Genomic DNA, 17,671 nt, shown 5'->3' on the forward strand with positions numbered 1-17,671 from the left:
AATTCAAGTACAGCGGGCGCTACGACGGCGCCGATGCCTTGCGAATCTGCATCAAGTCTACGACTTCTTCGGCCGCTTCGGCCACGTCGCTGTTTACGACGCGGTAATCGAACTCGCCCTGGGCGGCCAATTCAAGCTTCGCGGTCTCCAGCCGGCGGGCCTGTTCGGCCGAATCCTCGGTGCCGCGCCCGATCAGGCGGCGCACCAGTTCGTCCCAGGTGGGTGGCAGCAGAAAGACCAGACGGGCCTCCGGCATCGCCCGGCGCACCGAGCGGGCACCCTGGATGTCGATCTCGAGCAGAACGCTGTTGCCGTCGGCGATGGCCGCCTCGACGGGGCCGCGCGGGGTGCCGTAGCGGTAGGCATTGTGCACGGTGGCATATTCCAGGAGTTCGCCGGCCTCGATCATCCGGTCGAACTCGGCGTCGTCGACGAAGAAGTAGCTGACGCCCTCGACCTCGCCGGCACGCGGGGCCCTGGTGGTCGCGGATACCGACAGGTGTACCTCGGGGTGGTGCTCACGAATGTGCGCGGCGACGGTTCCTTTGCCGACCGCGGTCGGTCCCGCGAGGACCACGAGCCTGGAGTCCGGCGCACCCCTGCGGGCGGTGGGCCGGGCGGCGAGGAAGTCGCGCAGCCGGTCGCGCTGGTGCTTGCCGAGGCCGCCCAGGCGCTTGGACGGCGAGATCTCCAGCCGGGTCATGATGCGCTGCATCTTGGTCACCCCGATGGCGGGGATGCTCACGAGAAGCTCGGTCACCCTCAGCCGGCCCTCCACGCCGTTCGGTTCCTTGACGGCGGCGGCGAGCACATCGAGGGAGGTACGTTCACCGGCCGCGACCTGTGCTTTCACGGCTGCGCGGGCTCGTCGGGCTGCGACGGCGGCGCGGGAGGCCGCGACGCGGTCGACGTCGGGTGGGGTAGGGCGATTATCAGCCACGGGTCGCTCCAGCTTCGGTTGATCGGCGGGTTATCTCATCGGCCACACGGGCGGGACCGGCGGATAAAACGCTGCGCGATTCACTCACGATAACGCCTTGAGCGTATCCGCCAAACAAACCGGCCAGATCGGTGGGATTCGCACCCTGGTGGCCGAAGCCCGGGGCGAGCACCGGGGTGACGACCGGGGCGGCCGGGGCGTGGGTGTCGATGCCGAAGTCGGCCAGTGAAACCGTGGCCCCGAGGACCACGCCGATCGACCCGAACGAGCCCGCCGGCACGCGGTCGGCGTTGATGGCGGCAACCTGGTCGAGCACCGACGCCGCCACGGAACGGCCCGCGTGGGCTCCGTCCGTGAGCACGGCCTGCTGCAGGTGGGCGGCCTCCGGATTGGAGGTCGCGGCGAGCAGGAACAGTCCCTTGTGATTGTCCGAGGCGAGGTCCACGGTGCTGTTCAGCGAGCCGACCCCCATGTACGGGTTCACGGTGATGGCGTCGACCTCGAGCGGCGAGCCCTGGCTCAGCCAGGCCTGGCCGTAGGCTTCGACACTGGTGCCCAGGTCGCCGCGTTTGACGTCGGCGATGACCAGAAGGCCCACCGCCCGCGCGTCGGCGAGCACTCGTTCCAGTGCCAGGTAGCCGGCGGAGCCGAACCGCTCGTAGAACGCCACCTGGGGCTTGACGATGCCCACCCGTCCCGCGGCGGCGGCCACGACAGCCCGGCCGAAGCTTTCGGCCCCTGCGGCGGTGTCCGGCAGGCCCCAGTCGGTCAGCAACCAGGAGTGCGGGTCGATGCCGACGCAGAGCCGGCCGAATCGGGCGAAGGCACCGTGCAGACGTGCACCGAAGGCTTCGGCGCTGCCTACGGGTTCGGCTGGGATCTCTGCGCCGGCTGGAGTCACAGTGCCGCCGCCCGTTTCGCCGCGTACTCCTGCAGGCTGGTGACCTCGAAGCCGGTACGGATCGAGTCGATCGACGCGACGGCGGCGCTCAGCTCCGCGATGGTGGTGAACAGGGGCAGGTCGCCGGCGACGGCGGCGGCGCGGATCTCGTAGCCGTCGGCGCGTGCGGTGCGACCGTTCGGTGTGTTGATCACGATCTGCACCTCCTCGCGCCGGATCAGGTCGACGACGGTGTCCACGGACTCATCGGCCTTTTCGCTGAACTTTGCCACCACTGTGGCCCCGATTCCGTTCCGCTGCAAAACTTCGGCGGTTCCCTCGGTGGCCATGATCGTGTAGCCCAGCTGCGAGAGGCGCAGCATCGGCAGGATCACAGCGCGCTTGTCCCGGTCGGAGACCGACACGAAGACCGTTCCGGTGAGCGGAATTCCGCCGTAGGCGGCGAGCTGGCTCTTGGCGAACGCCCGCGGGAAGTCGCGGTCGATACCCATGACCTCTCCGGTGGAACGCATCTCCGGGCCGAGCACCGAGTCGACGATGAGGCCTTCCTTGGTGCGGAACCTGTTGAATGGCAGCACCGCTTCCTTCACGGCGACCGGCGAGTCCATCGGCACTCGGGAACCGTCGATCAGCGGCAGTTGGCCGTTGGCCTTGAGCTCGGCGATGGTGGTGCCGACCATGATCAGCGAGGCGGCCTTGGCCAGCGTGATACCGAGCGCCTTGGCGACGAACGGGACGGTGCGGGACGCGCGCGGGTTGGCTTCGAGCACGTAGAGCACCCCGGCGCCGATGGCGAACTGCACGTTCAGCAGTCCGCGCACGCCGATGCCCTGGGCGATGGCCAGGGTCGCGTCGCGGACCCTGTCGATCTCGGCGCGGCCGAGGGTGACCGGCGGCAGGGTGCAGCTGGAGTCACCGGAGTGCACGCCGGCCTCTTCGATGTGTTCCATCACGCCGCCGATGTAGAGCTCGTGGCCGTCGTAGATGGCGTCGACGTCGATCTCGATGGCGTCGTCGAGGAAGCGGTCCACCAGCAACGGGTGCGACGGGCCGATGATGCCCTGGCCCTGCATGCGTGTGAAGTAGTCGGCCAGGGAGGCACTGTCGTAGATGATCTCCATGCCGCGGCCGCCGAGCACGTAGCTGGGGCGCACGAGCACCGGGTAGCCGATCTCCTCGGCCACGACGACGGCGCCGCTGTAGTCGGTGGCCACCCCGTTGCGGGGCGCGAGCAGGCCGGCGTCGGCGAGGATGCCGCTGAACAGGCCACGTTCCTCGGCCAGGTCGATCGCCGTCGGGGAGGTGCCCAGGATCGGGATGCCTGCGGCTTCCAGTCCCTTGGCCAGGCCCAGCGCGGTCTGGCCGCCGAGCTGCACGACCACGCCGACGAGTTCGCCGCTCTGGCTTTCGGCGTGGATGATCTCCAGCACGTCTTCCAGGGTGAGCGGCTCGAAGTAGAGCCTGTCGCTGGTGTCGTAGTCGGTGGAGACCGTCTCCGGGTTGCAGTTGATCATGATGGTTTCGTAACCGGCCTCGGAGAGCGCGAACGAGGCGTGCACGCAGGAGTAGTCGAACTCGACGCCCTGGCCGATCCGGTTCGGGCCGGACCCGAGGATGACGACCTTCCTGCGGTCGGACGGGACGACCTCGGTCTCCTGGTCGTAGCTCGAGTAGTGGTACGGGGTGAGGGCGGGGAACTCGCCGGCGCAGGTGTCGACGGTCTTGAACACCGGGCGTACGCCGAGGATGTGCCGGACCTTGCGCACATCCGCTTCGCCGAAGCCGCGGAGCTCGCCGATCTGGGCGTCGGAGAAGCCGTGGTCCTTGGCGGTGCGCAAGATCTCGGTGTCGAGGGTGTCCGAGGCGGCGACGGCATCGGCGATCTCGTTAATGAGCACGATCTGGTCGAGGAACCACGGGTCGATCTTGGTGGCTGCGAAGAGCTGCTCGATGGTGGCGCCCTTGCGCAGCGCCTGCTGCACGGTGACGATGCGGCCGTCGGTGGGAACCTCGGCGATTTCGAGGAGCTCCTCGACCGTGCGGGTCTCCGCACCCCAGTGGAAGGAGGAGCCGCGCTTTTCGAGCGAGCGGAGCGCCTTCTGCAGGGCTGAGGCGTAGTTGCGGCCGATGGCCATGGCCTCACCGACCGACTTCATGGTGGTGGTCAGGCGCTGGTCGGCCTTGGGGAACTTCTCGAACGCGAACCTGGGCACCTTGACGACGACGTAGTCCAGGGTGGGTTCGAAGCTGGCCGGGGTCACCTTGGTGATGTCGTTGGGGATCTCGTCGAGGCGGTAGCCGAGGGCCAGCTTCGCGGCGATCTTGGCGATCGGGAATCCGGTGGCCTTGCTGGCCAGTGCCGAGGAGCGGGACACCCGCGGGTTCATCTCGATCACGATGATGCGGCCGTTGGCCGGGTCGATGGCGAACTGGATGTTGCAGCCGCCGGTGTCGACGCCGACGGCGCGGATGATGTCGATGCCGATGTCGCGCAGCTTCTGGTACTCGCGGTCGGTGAGGGTGAGCGCCGGCGCGACGGTGATGGAGTCGCCGGTGTGCACGCCGACGGGGTCGACGTTTTCGATCGAGCAGACGACCACCGTGTTGTCGGCGGTGTCGCGCATCATCTCGAGCTCGTATTCCTTCCAGCCGAGGATGGACTCCTCCAGGAGCACCTCGGTGGTCGGGCTCTGGTGCAGGCCGTCGCCGACGATGCGGCGGAGCTCGGCTTCGGTGTACGCGAAGCCGGAGCCCAGGCCGCCCATGGTGAAGGACGGGCGCACCACGAGTGGGTAGCCGAGGTCCTCTGCGAAGCCGACGGCCTCTTCCACGGTGTGCGCGATGTAGGACTTGGCTACGTCAGCGCCGGCGTCGAGCACCAGCTGCTTGAAGATCTGGCGGTCTTCACCCTTGTTGATCGCTTCGAAGCTGGCGCCGATGAGCTCGACGTTGTACTTGGTGAGGATCCCGCGCTCGTGCAGGGCGATGGCCGCGTTGAGGGCCGTCTGGCCGCCCAGGGTCGGCAGGATCGCATCCGGACGCTCCTTGGCGATGATGGTCTCGAGGATCTCCGGGGTGATCGGCTCGATGTACGTCGCGTCGGCGAAGTCGGGGTCGGTCATGATGGTGGCCGGATTGGAGTTGACCAGGATGACCCGGACGCCCTCCTCGCGGAGGACCCGGCAGGCCTGGGTACCCGAGTAGTCGAACTCGCAGGCCTGACCGATGACGATCGGGCCGCTTCCGATGACGAGGACGCTGTTGATATCGTCGCGCTTGGGCATTACTTGGCGTCTCCTGCTCCGGCGGCCGCGTGCGCGACCACCACATCCCTGAACCTGTCGAAAAGATAGTTGGCGTCGTGCGGGCCGGCCGCGGACTCCGGGTGGTACTGCACCGAGAAGGCCGGGATGTCCAGGCACCTGATGCCCTCGACGACCTGGTCGTTGAGGCTGTAGTGGCTGACCTCCACGCGGCCGAATCCGGTCGAGGATTCGCTGATGCCCTCGATGGGCATGTCCACGGCGAAGCCGTGGTTCTGCGAGGTGATCTCGACCCGGCCGGTGGCCTTGTCGAGCACCGGCTGGTTGATGCCGCGGTGGCCGAACGGCAGCTTGTAGGTGCCGAAGCCGAGGGCACGGCCCAGCAGCTGGTTGCCGAAGCAGATGCCGAAGTACGGCACGCCGGCGCGCATCACTTCCTGCAGCAGCGTCACGTGGGCGTCGCTGGCGGCGGGGTCACCGGGGCCGTTCGAGAAGAACAGGGCGGTCGGGTTCAGCGAGAGCACGTGCTCCGCGGTGATCGACTGCGGGAGCACCAGGACCTCGAAGCCGCGCTCGGCGAGGTAGTTGAGAGTAGAGGTCTTGACGCCGAGGTCGAGCACGGCGACAGAGCCGATGCGTTCGCCCTGCGCCGGAATCGAGTACGGCTCGACGGTGGAGACAGCGTCGGACAGGTTTCGGCCTCGCATGCTGGCCCCGCCGCGGACGAGTTCGAGCTGTTCGCCCTCGGAGAGCTCATAGCCGTCGCCGGAAAAGATGCCGCTGCGCATGGAACCCAGCGAGCGGATGTGCCGGGTGACGGCGCGGGTGTCGATGCCGCTGATGCCCACGACCCCGTTCGACTCGAGGTCGGCGTCGAGGGTGCGCTGGGAGCGGAAGTTCGACGGTATTCTGGCGGGCTCGCGCACCACAAAACCGGAGACCCAGATGCGGGAGGATTCCATGTCGTCGTCGTTGGCGCCGGTGTTACCGATGTGCGGCGCGGTCATCAGCACGATCTGGCCGGCGTAGGAGGGGTCGGTGAGAGTCTCCTGGTAGCCGGTCATGCCGGTGGCGAAGACGATCTCGCCGAGGGTCTGGCCGAGGCTGCCGTAGGCGCGTCCCACGTATCGGCTGCCGTCTTCGAGGACGAGTACGGCCGGGGCCGGTGTGGTTGTTGGGTAGCTCACGGGCTACACCTCACTTTCTTCGGTGCCGAATTCTGTATTGCCAGGTTCTGTCGTGCCGGGTTCTGTCGTGCCGGGTTCTGCAGTGATAGATCTGATCGCTTCGGTGATGGCCCGCCGGTCGACGGGGTCGCTGAAACGGAAGTAGCTGTCGACACCGGTGGGGGTGTCGGGGTCCGTGGTGTCGACGCCAACAGAGTTCAGCCGCCAGCCGAGCAGCAGCAGGCCGCCGGGCTCGACCACCCGGTCGATGGCGACGGTGGCGTCGGCGACGAGCTGCACGGCATCCGCCGGGATGAACAGTGCGGGCGAGCCGGCGAGTTCGAGCAGCACGCCCTGCTCGGTGACCGTCACGCCGCCGCGGGCACGGAAGCCGAGTCCGGGGATGTTCAGGCGTTCCAACGGTGTGTCGCGGGGGGTGGTGGCGACGTACAGGGCTGCGGCGGAGGCCAGTTCACGGCCGCGATCGGCGGGCTGCAGGTAGCCGGCGGGCAGCGCGGCATCCCGCTTGGTGCGCCGGCGCCAGGAGCGCAGCATCAGGGCGAGGACGGCGAGGAGGACCAGCGCCGTGATGATCGTCGCGATCGTGCGGCTACTCATGGGCGCCCCGTACCAACGGACCCCGGGCGGCTTCGATCTGGGCCGTACTCTGCAGCACGCCGTCGAGCACGGTGGCATAACCGCGGTGAAAGGTGGCCAGCACCTGGCCGGGCAGCGTCATCTGAAGGTAGGGAGAGTTGACGCCCTTGCCGATCAGATTCTCACGGCCGAACACCCGGCGGGCGCTCGGGTCGTAGAGGGTGAGTTCGGCGGGGGCGCCGACAGTGAGCTGTTGGCCCTGGCCATGGATGCGCCCGATCCGGGCCGGGGTCGTCGACATCACCCTGACGAGGTCGCTCCAGCCGAGGAACCCGGTCTCCACCACGGCGGCGTGGGCCACCGACAGGGCGGATTCGAGGCCGACCATGCCGTTTGCGGCGGCGTCCCATTCACAGTCCTTGGACTCGACGGGGTGCGGGGCGTGGTCGGTGGCGATGATGTCGATGGTGCCGTCGGCCAGACCCTGGCGCAGGGCTTCGACGTCTTCGCGGCGGCGGAGCGGCGGGTTCACCTTGTAGCGGGCGTCGTAGCCGGCCACGAGTTCCTCGGTGAGCAGCAGGTGGTGCGGGGTGACCTCCGCGGTCACATTGATGCCGCGGGCCTTGGCCCAACGCACCACGTCGACGGCACCGGCGGTGGAAAGGTGGCAGACGTGCAGGCGCGAACCCACGTGTTCGGCCAGCAGTACGTCGCGGGCGATGATCGATTCCTCGGCGACGGCGGGCCAGCCGGTGAGGCCGAGCTCGCTGGAGAGGGCGCCCTCGTTCATTTGTGCGCCAACCGTGAGGCGCGGTTCCTGGGAGTGCTGGGCGACGACACCGTCGAAGGCCTTGACGTACTCGAGGGCCCGGCGCATCAGGAGCGGGTCGGAGACGCAGAAGCCGTCGTCGGAGAAGACCCGCACATTGGCGCGGCTTGCGGCCATGGCGCCGAATTCGGCGAGGCGTTCACCGGCCAGGCCGACGGTGACGGCACCGATCGGCTGCACGGTCACGTAGCCGGCGCTCTCCCCCAGCGCGAGCACCTGCTCGACGACGCCGGCGGTGTCCTGCACGGGTGAGGTGTTCGCCATGGCGAATACCGTGGTGAACCCGCCGATGGCTGCCGCCTGGCTGCCTGTGAGCACGGTTTCGCTCTGCTCGTAGCCGGGTTCGCGGAGGTGCGTGTGCAGGTCGACCAGGCCGGGCAGTGCGAGGAGCCCGTCGGCGTCGATGACGGTCGCGCCGGCATCCGACAGCTGGGTGCCGGTCGCGGTGATGACACCGTCGGCCAGCAGCAGGTCGGTGGTGGTTCCGTCGCTCAGCTGTGCTCCACGCACAAGGTAGCGTTCGCTCGACATTTCAGTGATCCTCTCGGTCGCCCGATAACAACAGGTACAGCGCGGCCATGCGCACTGATACCCCGTTTGCGACCTGTTCGCGCACGGTGGACCGGTCGGAGTCGGCCGCGGCGGAGGAGATCTCCAGGCCGCGATTCATCGGTCCGGGGTGCATGACAATGCTATGCGACGACAGCCGGGCGAATCGCTCGTCGTCCAGCCCCCAGCGGCGGGAGTACTCCCGGCTGTTCGGGAAGAACGCGGCGTTCATCCGCTCGGCCTGGATGCGCAGCATCATCACCACATCGGGGCCGGCGTCGATGGCCGCGTCGAGGTCGTAGCCGATACCGGCCGGCCAGGCCGACGTATCGGCGGGCACCAGGGTGGGCGGGGCGATGAAGGTGACGTGTGCGCCGAGGGTGTTCAGCAGCCACAGGTTGGAGCGGGCGACCCTGGAGTGCAGGATGTCGCCGACGATGGTGACGGTGACGCCGTCGAGCCCGCGGCCGCGGGAGGCCCCATCGTGCAGGCGGCGGCGGATGGTGAATGCGTCGAGCAAGGCCTGGGTGGGATGTTCGTGGGTACCGTCGCCGGCGTTGATGATGCCGGCGTCGATCCAGCCGCTGCCGGCCAGCACCTGCGGGGCTCCTGACGCGGGGTGCCGGATGACGACGCCGTCAGCGCCCATGGCGGCGAGGGTCTGGGCGGTGTCCTTGAGGCTTTCGCCCTTGGAGACGCTGGAGCCCTTGGCACTGAAGTTGATCACGTCGGCGCTGAGTCGCTTGGCGGCGGCCTCGAAGGAGATGCGGGTGCGGGTGGAGTCCTCGAAGAAGAGGTTCACCACGGTCTTGCCGCGCAGGGTCGGGAGTTTCTTGACCTCCCGGTTGGCCACATCGGCCATGTCTTCGGCGATGTCGAGCAGGCTGATGGCCTCGTCGCGGCTGAGCGCCTTGGTGGAGAGCAGGTGCCTCATGACTCCATTCCTCCCTCAATGCTGACGAACTCATCGCCGTCGACCTCGGTGACGTGCACGTTGATGCGTTCGTGCGTGGCGCTGGGCAGGTTCTTGCCCACGAAGTCGGCGCGGATCGGCAGCTCGCGGTGGCCGCGGTCCACCAGGACGGCCAGCCGCACGACGCTGGGGCGGCCGTGGTCGCCGAGGGCGTCCAGGGCGGCGCGGATGGTGCGGCCCGAGTAGAGCACGTCGTCGACCAGGACCACGGTGGCACCGTCGATGCTGCCCGGCACCTGGGTGGGCGCGGGGGTACGGGTGCGGGTGTGCGCGAGGTCGTCACGGTACATGGTCACGTCGAGAGAGCCGACGCGCACGGCGGCGGATGCCGGTTCGATGCGCTGGATGATCTCGGCTATCCGCTGGGCGAGGGCCACTCCCCTGGTGGGGATGCCCAGAATGACCAGGTTCTCGCTTCCACGATTGGACTCCAGGATCTCGTGCGAGATCCGAGTCAACGCTCGGGTGATGTCAGCCTGGGTGAGCACGGTGCGCTCCGTCAAACCGACCTCCTTTCCCGTCTCACAGGACGGCTCTTAAAGTAGGTCATTAGTACCTTTAGACCCTAGCATCCCCGCCCCGGAACCTTCGGCAGTGTCGGTGGTAGGTGAGACGATCTCATCATGAGCAACCCCGACCAGGCAGTACCGCCCGCTCCGGATGATGACGACCGCTCTCCGGAGTCCGCTCCACCTGGCTCCACCCCCTCCCCTGTCAACCCGACCGCTTTCGAGCCGCACGTCCCCAACCCATCCCTGGACGAGTTGGTCTGCTCGGAGCTGGCCCGCCGCACCGAGCTGATCGCGGCCGAGGCCCGCGCCATCGCCATCGCGCAGGCCCGGCAGGCCGAGTTCCTCGTCGCCCTGCAGGGCTGGAGCGAGGACCCGCACGTCTCCTCGCGCCTGCGCGGCAACCCGGAGAGCATCCGGCTGGCCGACGTGAACGCGGCCACCCTGACCGAGGACCAAGCCCGCGCGGCCGCCCATAGCCGGTGGGAGGACCGGGACGTGGCCCGCCGCACGATTGTCAGCGAGACCGCCTGCCTGTTGCGCCTGTCCGAGCGCACCGTGGAGCGCCTGATGGACCAGTCCCTCTGGCTCATGGCCACCCCGGCGACCTTCGAGGCCCTCTCGACCGGAGAGATCAGCTATCGACACGCGACCGCGCTCGTCGACCAGATGCGCACCCTGCCGATGGAGGACCAGGCGGCGTTCGAAGAGAAGGTGCTGCCGGAGGCCAAGCGCCTGCCGGTGGGCCGATTCATCGATAAGGCCCGCCGGCTACGGGAACGGCTGCACCCGGAGTCGATCGTGACCCGCAGCACGAACGCCCTCGCCGAACGGCACAGCCGCTGGGAGGCCGCCCCGGATGGGATGGGCTGGTTGCACTGGTACGGCACCGCCCACGACACCAAGGCCGCCTACGACCGGATCAACGGCATCGCCGTGAAGCTGAAGAAGACCGGCAACCCGGCGCCGGCCGACACCGCGTCCGACACCGCCGGCAGCGGAAGCGGCACCGCATTCGGCCTCAGCCCAGACGCCGCGGAAGAGCTCCCGACCCGCACCCTCGACCAGCTCCGCGCCGACATCACCGCCGCCCTGTTGCTGGACGGCATCACGCCCGACGGGATGGGCGCCGGCATCCGCGGCACGGTCATGGTCACCGTGCCCGTGCTGACCCTGCTGGGCTTGGACGAGGAACCCGGCACTCTCGAGGGGTACGGGCCCATCTCTCCCGAGGTCGCGCGGGAGATCGCCGGGCACGCGCCGAGCTTCACCCGGCTGCTGACCCACCCGGAGACCGGGGTGATGCTCTCGCTGGGCAAGACCCAGCACAAGAACACCAAGGCCATGAAGAAATACCTGCGGGTGCGCGACGAAACCTGCCGGTTCCCGGGCTGTTCCCGACCCGCGGTGACCAGCGACGTCGACCACACCGCCCCCTGGGCCGGCGGCGGCAGCACCGACTGCGACAACCTCGCCCACCTCTGCGAACCCCACCACCGACTCAAACACCTCAGCCAGTGGCGGGTCACGCAGGAACCCGGCGGGATCCTGCACTGGACTTCCCCCGGGAAACGCAGCTATCGCACCGACCCGGCCAACCCGATGGGACCACCCCGACCCCGACCACCGGTCGTGGGGCCGAAAACCCGGAAGCGGCCCGCCGACGAGAGTTACCTGATGCCCCGGCAGCGGCCGAGTCGGAAGCCGACCCCACCGGTGCCCGAGAACCCACCGTTCTAAGGCCCACAAGCCCGCGCTCGTTGAAGCGGATGTCTCGATGCGTCGCAGACCTCGCGCAACCACCTCGGGGTGACTACCCTGCCTTGCGACACAACTCCGCGATCTGCGATGCAGCGCGCCCGTGGCGCCAGGAGGTGATTTGATGAGCCCCGCTGACAACGACCGTCCTCAGGATCGGCACGGTGACCCACCCGACGACCAGCGTCCGGTTCCGGCTGACGACCCGGCGAACGATGTACCCGTCGACCCGATGGTGGACGCAGCCGGTGACGTCCCAACCGCCGAACCTGAACCTGCCGGCACCCACCGTCAGAACCGGCGCGAAGCCACCGGGCATGCATCGACGGCCAGGTCCGAGTCGCGGGAACCCTCGAACGTCGACTCGGAGGTCGGCGCTCCGGCCGGACCCATCAGCTTCGTGCGGCGACGCGAGATCGAGGCCGTGCACGATGAGATCGAGCTCACCACGGCCGACGCGGCCCGCACCCTCGTCGGCGTGAAGAAATATCGTGAGGCCCTGTTCGCGAACTATTTCCGTGCGCGTGCGCCCTTCGTCGTGACCTGGCCGGATAACCTCTACATCCCTGCCGACGCCGACTATCGCACCTATTGGAGTTCACCGGCCCCCGACGATCATCGCTTTCGGTATCGGTGGGCGAACGGCCGCGACGGGCAGCCGGATGGCAGCGACGCGTCGGAGAAGACCGGACGACTGTTCAGCTGGGTGAACGCCTCCGCGATGGACTCCGGTGATATCGGGTTCGCCGGAACCGGGGTGACGCTCGTGCCCCGGGCCAGCCTCTCGTCGGTGACGGTCACGGCCTCGGTAGACCTGGTAGCCGAGAGCCGGTGGTGGTTCCTGCCGGCCGGACCGATCGGTTTCGCGGCCTTCTCGTACCGGGGCACCGCGTATGTCGCCGGTTGGGAGATCGACCCGATCACCGGGGCCTGGGAGCTGCTGAGCCCGTTCGGCTCTCGGACCCTCTTTGCTTTCGACGAGAGCGGCAAGGGTGGTTCGGCGATCAGTTCACAACGGCATGCCTTCACCGACCTCTCGGTGACCCTCCAGCTGCGCGGGTCCAGGACCTACGCGATCGGCGTGGCCCTGGAGGCGCAGATCTCGTTGGAGTGCCGCGACAAGTCGGGGACCCCCTATCGGCCCCAGCCCGGCGACGACGTGAAGCTCTGGGCGTCGATCGCCGGTATGGTTCCGAGCATCACCCTGGCCACCTGAACGGCAGGCTAGCTGGTCACGCCCAGGATGGCGTCGGCGAGAGCCTGCGGGTCGCCGATCGGGCCGTCGTACTGAACTCCGTCGATCAGGACGGTGGGCGTGCCCTGGATCGACGCGATCTCAGCGCCGGGGATCGGGCCGGTCAGCGCGGCATCCGTGTTCTGCTGCGACCAGGCGTGATACTGCTCGCCCGTGACGCACTCGGCGATGGACGAGCCGCCGTCGGACAACGCCACGAGTTCATCGTCGCTGAGGCCGGTGGTGCCCTCGGTCGGCTGATTCGCGAACAGCGCGGCCAGGTAGTCGAGGGTGGACTCGGGGTTGATCGAGGCTTCGCAGGTCAGCGCGGCGGACGCCCGCGTGGAGTACTCGCTGCCCTGCGAGGCTTCGTCGAGGAAGGTCAGCGAGTGCAGTCGCAGGGTGATGCTGCCGTCCTCGACCAGGGCAGCCAGGGTGTCTCCGTTGGCGATGTCGAACTGGCCGCAGTACGGGCACATCGGATCGATGTACAGGTCGACGACAGTGCTTCCGGTGCCGACGAGGAGGTAACCCTCGTCGAAGTAGGCGGCACCGATCTGACCGGTCGGCCCCGAAGTCGACTCGGATGTCACCGACGAGGTGGCGCCGGCGACAGCGGTGACGAACGCACCCATCGCCGCCGTGAAGAACACGAGCACCACGAGCAGGACCGCCGTGAGGCCGATGCTCGCGTAACCGAGTACGAGCCCGGCGATGGCGAGACCCTTGCCGGCCTCGCCGGTGCGCTTGATCTGGCTGAGCGCGATGTGCCCGGTGATCACGGCTGCGATGTTGCAGCAGAATCCGGTCACCAACGCCACGATCGCGAGGGTGTTCGTGCGCGGCGCAACGGGTCCGGCGTACGGGGTGGTGGGCGCGATGGAGGGCGGAGCCTTGTACGGCGCAGGCGCCGCCGGCTGGTCTCCCGGGTTACCGGCGGGGTACTCGCCAGTGTTTGCGTCGGTGGTCCCGTCGGTGCGTTCCGTCATGTTCTCCCCCTCATGAATCCGGTCCCGAGCGAGGCGCCCGGGACCGGTACTACGTGCTGCTCAAGCCGACGATGCGGTCGGCTTAGGCGGATGGCGCCGTCTGGGCGATGCGCCCGAGGAGTCCATTGACGAACCCGGCCGAGTCATCGGTCGAGAGCACCTTGGCGGCCTCGACGGCCTCGTCGATCGCGACGGCGTGCGGCACGGCGTCGTTGTACAGGATCTCCCAAATGCCGATGCGCAGGATGGCCCGGTCGATCGTGGGCATCCGCGAGAGCGTCCAGCCCTGCGAGTACGTCTCGATCAATTCGTCGATCTCCTCGCGGTGGTCGACGACGCCGTCCACGATGTCCCGGGCGTAGAGCCAGGACACCATGCGGGCCGGTTCGTTGGCGGCGCGCTCGGCCTCCATGGCCAGCGACTGCGGGATCGTGGTCTGACGGATGTCGGCGGCGTACAGGATATCGATGGCGCGCTTGCGCGCCTTGGTGCGGGCGCTCACTAGTTGACGCGGCCGAGGTAGTCACCGTTGCGGGTGTCAACCTTGACCTTGGTGCCCTGCTCGAGGAACAGCGGCACCTGGATCTGGTAGCCGGTCTCGACGGTCGCGGGCTTGGTGCCGCCGGTGGAGCGGTCGCCCTGCAGGCCCGGCTCGGTGTAGGTGATTTCAAGCACGACGGATGCCGGCAGTTCGACGTAGAGCGGGTTGCCGTCGTGCAGAGCGACGGTCACGGCCTGGTTCTCGAGCATGAAGTTGGCGGCATCGCCGACGACGGCGGCGGATACCGTGAGCTGGTCGTAGTCCGAGACGTCCATGAAGACGTACGATTCGCCATCCGCGTAAAGGTACTGGAAGTCGCGACGGTCGACGTTCTCGGTCTCGATCTTGGCGCCGGCGTTGAAGGTGCGGTCGACGGTCTTGCCCGTGACGACGTTCTTCAGCTTGGTGCGCACGAACGCGCCACCCTTGCCGGGCTTGACGTGCTGAAATTCGATGACGGCCCACAGCTGCTTGTCGATGTTGAGGACGACGCCATTTCTAATGTCGGCGGTAGATGCCATGAAGAGGTGTTCCGTTCGATTCAATTGGGAAGGTGCGCGACCAAAGGTCTCAGACGAGTGTAGCCGACACGCCGCGGCGGATCGATTCCGTGCGCCCAGGCGCTCGGGAGGAGGTCAGCCCAGGCGCACGATGTGGTCGAGGGCCAGGCGGTAGGAGTCGAAGCCGAATCCAGCGATGACTCCGGTCGCCACGGCGCTGACCACACTGGTGTGGCGGAAGGTCTCGCGGGCGTGCGGGTTGGAGATGTGGACCTCGACGAGCGGGATGCCGGCCTTGGTGACGAGGGCCGCGGCGTCGCGCAGCGCGTAGCTGTAGTGCGTGAACGCGGCAGGGTTGAGCACCACCGGTGTTGTCGTGTCCACGGCTTCGTAGAGCCAGTGGATGAGCTCGGCCTCGTCGTCGGTCTGACGCACATCGACGGTGACGTCCTCCGGTGCGGAATCGGTGAGCAGCGTCCACAGGTCGTCGAGGTCGGCCGAGCCGTAGACGTCAGGCTCCCGGCTGCCGAGGCGTCCGAGATTCGGGCCGTTCAAAACGAGGACTGTGCGCATGGACCCAGCCTAGGCCCGGCCGGGTCGAGAGCTAGGACAGCTGTTTGGCCATCCGGTAGTTGGTCATCCGCACACCTCGGCTGACTGGATGCTGCTTCGCCTCGACGACGAATCCGTGCTGCTCGAAAAAGGGACGGGCGGTGATGCTCGCGTTAGTCCACAACGTGGCCGCGGTCAGCGATTTCGCTCTGCGTTCGATCGCACCCAGCAGGGTACTCGCAACGCCTCGTCGGCCGAACCGAGGTGACACGAACATCATGTCGATGTATCCGTCAGCGTTGACGTCGGAGAACCCGGCCACGTCTCCTTCGACTACCGCAACCACCGTTCCTCGCCCGGCCCTGGCAAGGTTCCATTCTTCGACATCGCGCTCCTCGGGCGCGGACCATGCGGCAATCTGTTCGGGCGAGTAGTGCTGGGACGCCGTTGTTGTCACGGCGTCCAGAAAGACGGCGAGAGTGCTCGGCGCGTCTTGAGGGGCGTAAGCGCGAACCGTCACGGATTCACCGGGGATAGTCATCGACCCATCCGCCCGGTCGGGCGACGCAGTTCGCTCACGGTTCGATCGCCAAAAACGTAACCGACCACGATGAACACCCCCAGAGATGCTGTTCCGGCGGCGCCCAGGAGGAGGACTTTGCCACCGAAATCAGACGGAATCCCGATGAATGCCACCGCCGTCCACCCGACCATGAAACTCGCGAGCCCCGCGCCGAGCAGCCGGACGTAGCCGAGAGACGCGCGGTGTCCCCGAACGGGTACGTGGCCGAGACGCCGAAAGGTTCGTTGTAGCGCCCGATATGCAGTGAACCAGCCGGCAAAGTTGGCGAGAGTGACGCCCGCCGCGATACCGATCACGGTGAGAGTCGGCGGCAGCATCAGCGCGGATGCGGCGGCCCCCGCCGCGGAGAGCACCGCGATGACGAGCTGAGTGAGGAACGGGCCGCGGGCGTCCTGGAGAGCGAAGGAGGTTCGGTTGAGCACGTAGGCCTGGCTGAAGCCGACGAGCCCGATCGAGAGGACCTGCAGCACCTGTCCGATGCTCGGGTTGCCGAACAGCACCGTGGTGATGAGCGGTCCCAGCGCGGCGAACGCGGCGCTCGCGGCGATCGCGACATAGGCGACAGGCTTCGTGGCCAGGCTCGAGAGTGACTCGGTCGCAGTGAAGTCGTGGCGGGCGGCATACCCGCTCATCCGGGTGTACAGAGCGGTGGTCAGGGACACCGTGACGATTCCATGCGGCAGCAGCATCAGGAGGTATGCGAGTGACAGCGAGTTCAGGCTCGGCCCATCGATGCCCAGTCGATGCAGCGTCTCGCCGGCGTTGTTGGCGACGTTGGCGGTGACCAGGTAGGTGACCTGGCCGGCAACCACGCCCAGGAGCGTCCAGCCGGCCACGGCCGACATCTCCCCCAGACCGCTGACGCCCCAGCGCAGGCGCAGCCGAAACCCCATGGTGCGAAGGGGGACCGCGAGAAGAAGGCTCTGGACGGCGATGGCGAGGGTGGCGGAACCGCTGAGGACCGCGATCATCGATGGACTCCACGTGCCGACGTCCCCCAATCCGGACGGCAGAACGAGGAGGAACACCAGGATCCCCCCGATCCCCACTAGGTTCGAGATCGCGGGCGCCCAGGCCGGGGCACCGAATACTCCCCGCGCGTTGAGGACCTGCGACAGAACGGCGAAGGCGATAAGGAAGAAGATCTGAGGCAGGCACCAGTACGCCATCGACGTTGCCAGTCCTCGCCATTCCGGCGACCAGGTCGTCGCGTAGAGCCAGACGATGCCCGGGGCGCACAGGGTAAGGACGACCGTGGCCACGGCTCCACCGACCAGAACAATGGTCAGGAGCCGGTCGGTATTGTCCTGCCCGACCGAGCCGGCGTTCAGGTTCCGGACGATCTGCGGAACGAGCACGGCGCCGAGCACTCCCCCGGCGATCAGGGCGAACAGATAGGTGGGAGCCGAGTTGGCGATCTCGAAGGTCTGCCCGCCGACGCCGGCGCTGGTTCCGCCGATGGCAGCCACCAGGAAAATTGCCTTCACAAAACCCAGCGCTCGCGACACCAGCGTGGCGGTCATCATCGATCCGACCGAGCCCCGCACGCTCACACGCACGCACCGCGCAGTGCGAACTGACACCCAGCCGATCCAGAATCCCCCATTTGCCAAGACTCCCACAGGTCAGGCAACATTTCCCCGCTGTCTGGGGCACCTGACTAGGTTGGGCTCATGCACGGCGCAGACGTGGACCCGATGGCTGTTCCCCCGCCACCGGGCCCACGTCTATTCGGTTGGCGCGGACCTCGGCGATCGCATCCTGACTGCCGTGCTGGCACGCGAGCA

Annotated in this window: 16 protein-coding genes; 2 read left to right on the forward strand and 14 right to left on the reverse strand. The window is 67.7% G+C overall.

The window, feature by feature from the left end; all coding sequences use genetic code 11:
* Positions 1–19 precede the first annotated feature (19 nt).
* The 8 genes from gmk to pyrR are packed head-to-tail and all read right to left on the reverse strand — an operon-like array spanning position 20 to position 9,721.
* Positions 20–940 carry a guanylate kinase gene (gene gmk, locus C3B61_RS05770; protein WP_103431888.1) on the reverse strand — a complete coding sequence of 307 codons (921 nt, stop codon included), beginning with the start codon at positions 938–940 and terminating at the stop codon, positions 20–22.
* Entirely contained in the window at positions 933–1,841 is a 909-nt protein-coding gene (pyrF, locus tag C3B61_RS05775; RefSeq protein ID WP_425266411.1) for an orotidine-5'-phosphate decarboxylase, read from the reverse strand. The genes gmk and pyrF overlap by 8 nt, the downstream gene beginning before the upstream one ends.
* Positions 1,838–5,125, reverse strand: a complete 3,288-nt coding sequence (gene carB, locus C3B61_RS05780) for a carbamoyl-phosphate synthase large subunit (RefSeq protein ID WP_088456281.1) — start codon at positions 5,123–5,125, stop codon at positions 1,838–1,840. The genes pyrF and carB overlap by 4 nt, the downstream gene beginning before the upstream one ends.
* Positions 5,125–6,291, reverse strand: coding sequence for a glutamine-hydrolyzing carbamoyl-phosphate synthase small subunit (gene carA / locus C3B61_RS05785; protein WP_088456282.1), 1,167 nt, complete (start codon positions 6,289–6,291; stop codon positions 5,125–5,127). The genes carB and carA overlap by 1 nt, the downstream gene beginning before the upstream one ends.
* Before the next feature lie 3 nt (positions 6,292–6,294).
* Complete coding sequence (locus tag C3B61_RS05790; RefSeq protein ID WP_103459835.1) at positions 6,295–6,888, reverse strand: PH-like domain-containing protein; 594 nt, start codon at positions 6,886–6,888, stop codon at positions 6,295–6,297.
* The gene (locus C3B61_RS05795) at positions 6,881–8,227 is read right to left on the reverse strand and encodes a dihydroorotase (RefSeq protein WP_103459836.1); all 1,347 of its coding nucleotides are present in this window, start codon (positions 8,225–8,227) and stop codon (positions 6,881–6,883) included. The genes C3B61_RS05790 and C3B61_RS05795 overlap by 8 nt, the downstream gene beginning before the upstream one ends.
* Position 8,228: 1 nt before the next feature.
* Positions 8,229–9,179 (reverse strand): aspartate carbamoyltransferase catalytic subunit, encoded by a 951-nt coding sequence (locus tag C3B61_RS05800; protein ID WP_103459837.1) that lies wholly within the window; start codon positions 9,177–9,179, stop codon positions 8,229–8,231.
* The gene (gene pyrR, locus C3B61_RS05805) at positions 9,176–9,721 is read right to left on the reverse strand and encodes a bifunctional pyr operon transcriptional regulator/uracil phosphoribosyltransferase PyrR (RefSeq protein WP_088456286.1); all 546 of its coding nucleotides are present in this window, start codon (positions 9,719–9,721) and stop codon (positions 9,176–9,178) included. The genes C3B61_RS05800 and pyrR overlap by 4 nt, the downstream gene beginning before the upstream one ends.
* A 120-nt stretch (positions 9,722–9,841) precedes the next feature.
* Here pyrR and C3B61_RS05810 point away from each other — a divergent pair, with 120 nt between their 5' ends.
* Positions 9,842–11,467 (forward strand): HNH endonuclease signature motif containing protein, encoded by a 1,626-nt coding sequence (locus tag C3B61_RS05810; protein ID WP_103459838.1) that lies wholly within the window; start codon positions 9,842–9,844, stop codon positions 11,465–11,467.
* A 142-nt stretch (positions 11,468–11,609) separates the two neighbouring features.
* Positions 11,610–12,701 carry a hypothetical protein gene (locus C3B61_RS05815; protein WP_103459839.1) on the forward strand — a complete coding sequence of 364 codons (1,092 nt, stop codon included), beginning with the start codon at positions 11,610–11,612 and terminating at the stop codon, positions 12,699–12,701.
* Positions 12,702–12,709: 8 nt separating this feature from the next.
* On the opposite strand, the gene C3B61_RS05820 is transcribed toward C3B61_RS05815, so the two are convergent.
* From C3B61_RS05820 to murJ, 6 genes are all read right to left on the reverse strand, one after another.
* Complete coding sequence (locus tag C3B61_RS05820; RefSeq protein WP_103459840.1) at positions 12,710–13,708, reverse strand: DUF4190 domain-containing protein; 999 nt, start codon at positions 13,706–13,708, stop codon at positions 12,710–12,712.
* An 82-nt stretch (positions 13,709–13,790) separates the two neighbouring features.
* On the reverse strand, positions 13,791–14,210 hold the full coding sequence (gene nusB / locus C3B61_RS05825; RefSeq protein WP_088456290.1) for a transcription antitermination factor NusB: 420 nt from the start codon (positions 14,208–14,210) through the stop codon (positions 13,791–13,793).
* Positions 14,210–14,770, reverse strand: coding sequence for an elongation factor P (gene efp / locus C3B61_RS05830; protein ID WP_088456291.1), 561 nt, complete (start codon positions 14,768–14,770; stop codon positions 14,210–14,212). Before efp ends, nusB begins: the two co-directional genes overlap by 1 nt.
* A gap of 114 nt (positions 14,771–14,884) precedes the next feature.
* Complete coding sequence (gene aroQ, locus C3B61_RS05835; RefSeq protein ID WP_088456292.1) at positions 14,885–15,322, reverse strand: type II 3-dehydroquinate dehydratase; 438 nt, start codon at positions 15,320–15,322, stop codon at positions 14,885–14,887.
* 31 nt (positions 15,323–15,353) lie between these two features.
* Positions 15,354–15,842: a GNAT family N-acetyltransferase gene (locus tag C3B61_RS05840; protein WP_103459841.1), complete on the reverse strand. Its 489-nt coding sequence runs from the start codon at positions 15,840–15,842 to the stop codon at positions 15,354–15,356.
* Entirely contained in the window at positions 15,839–17,407 is a 1,569-nt protein-coding gene (gene murJ, locus C3B61_RS05845; RefSeq protein ID WP_165791124.1) for a murein biosynthesis integral membrane protein MurJ, read from the reverse strand. The genes C3B61_RS05840 and murJ overlap by 4 nt, the downstream gene beginning before the upstream one ends.
* Positions 17,408–17,671 lie beyond the last annotated feature (264 nt).

The organism is Cryobacterium zongtaii (assembly GCF_002909375.1).
Classification (GTDB): domain Bacteria; phylum Actinomycetota; class Actinomycetes; order Actinomycetales; family Microbacteriaceae; genus Cryobacterium; species Cryobacterium zongtaii.

Coding starts and splice junctions, on each gene's coding strand:
- carB (WP_088456281.1), bottom strand. CDS start 5,125: ATGCCCAAGCGCGACGATATCAACAGCGTCCTCGTCATCGGAAGCGGC.
- C3B61_RS05790 (WP_103459835.1), bottom strand. CDS start 6,888: ATGAGTAGCCGCACGATCGCGACGATCATCACGGCGCTGGTCCTCCTC.
- C3B61_RS05795 (WP_103459836.1), bottom strand. CDS start 8,227: ATGTCGAGCGAACGCTACCTTGTGCGTGGAGCACAGCTGAGCGACGGA.
- C3B61_RS05800 (WP_103459837.1), bottom strand. CDS start 9,179: ATGAGGCACCTGCTCTCCACCAAGGCGCTCAGCCGCGACGAGGCCATC.
- C3B61_RS05810 (WP_103459838.1), top strand. CDS start 9,842: ATGAGCAACCCCGACCAGGCAGTACCGCCCGCTCCGGATGATGACGAC.
- C3B61_RS05815 (WP_103459839.1), top strand. CDS start 11,610: ATGAGCCCCGCTGACAACGACCGTCCTCAGGATCGGCACGGTGACCCA.
- C3B61_RS05820 (WP_103459840.1), bottom strand. CDS start 13,708: ATGACGGAACGCACCGACGGGACCACCGACGCAAACACTGGCGAGTAC.
- efp (WP_088456291.1), bottom strand. CDS start 14,770: ATGGCATCTACCGCCGACATTAGAAATGGCGTCGTCCTCAACATCGAC.
- aroQ (WP_088456292.1), bottom strand. CDS start 15,322: ATGCGCACAGTCCTCGTTTTGAACGGCCCGAATCTCGGACGCCTCGGC.
- C3B61_RS05840 (WP_103459841.1), bottom strand. CDS start 15,842: ATGACTATCCCCGGTGAATCCGTGACGGTTCGCGCTTACGCCCCTCAA.
- murJ (WP_165791124.1), bottom strand. CDS start 17,407: ATGACCGCCACGCTGGTGTCGCGAGCGCTGGGTTTTGTGAAGGCAATT.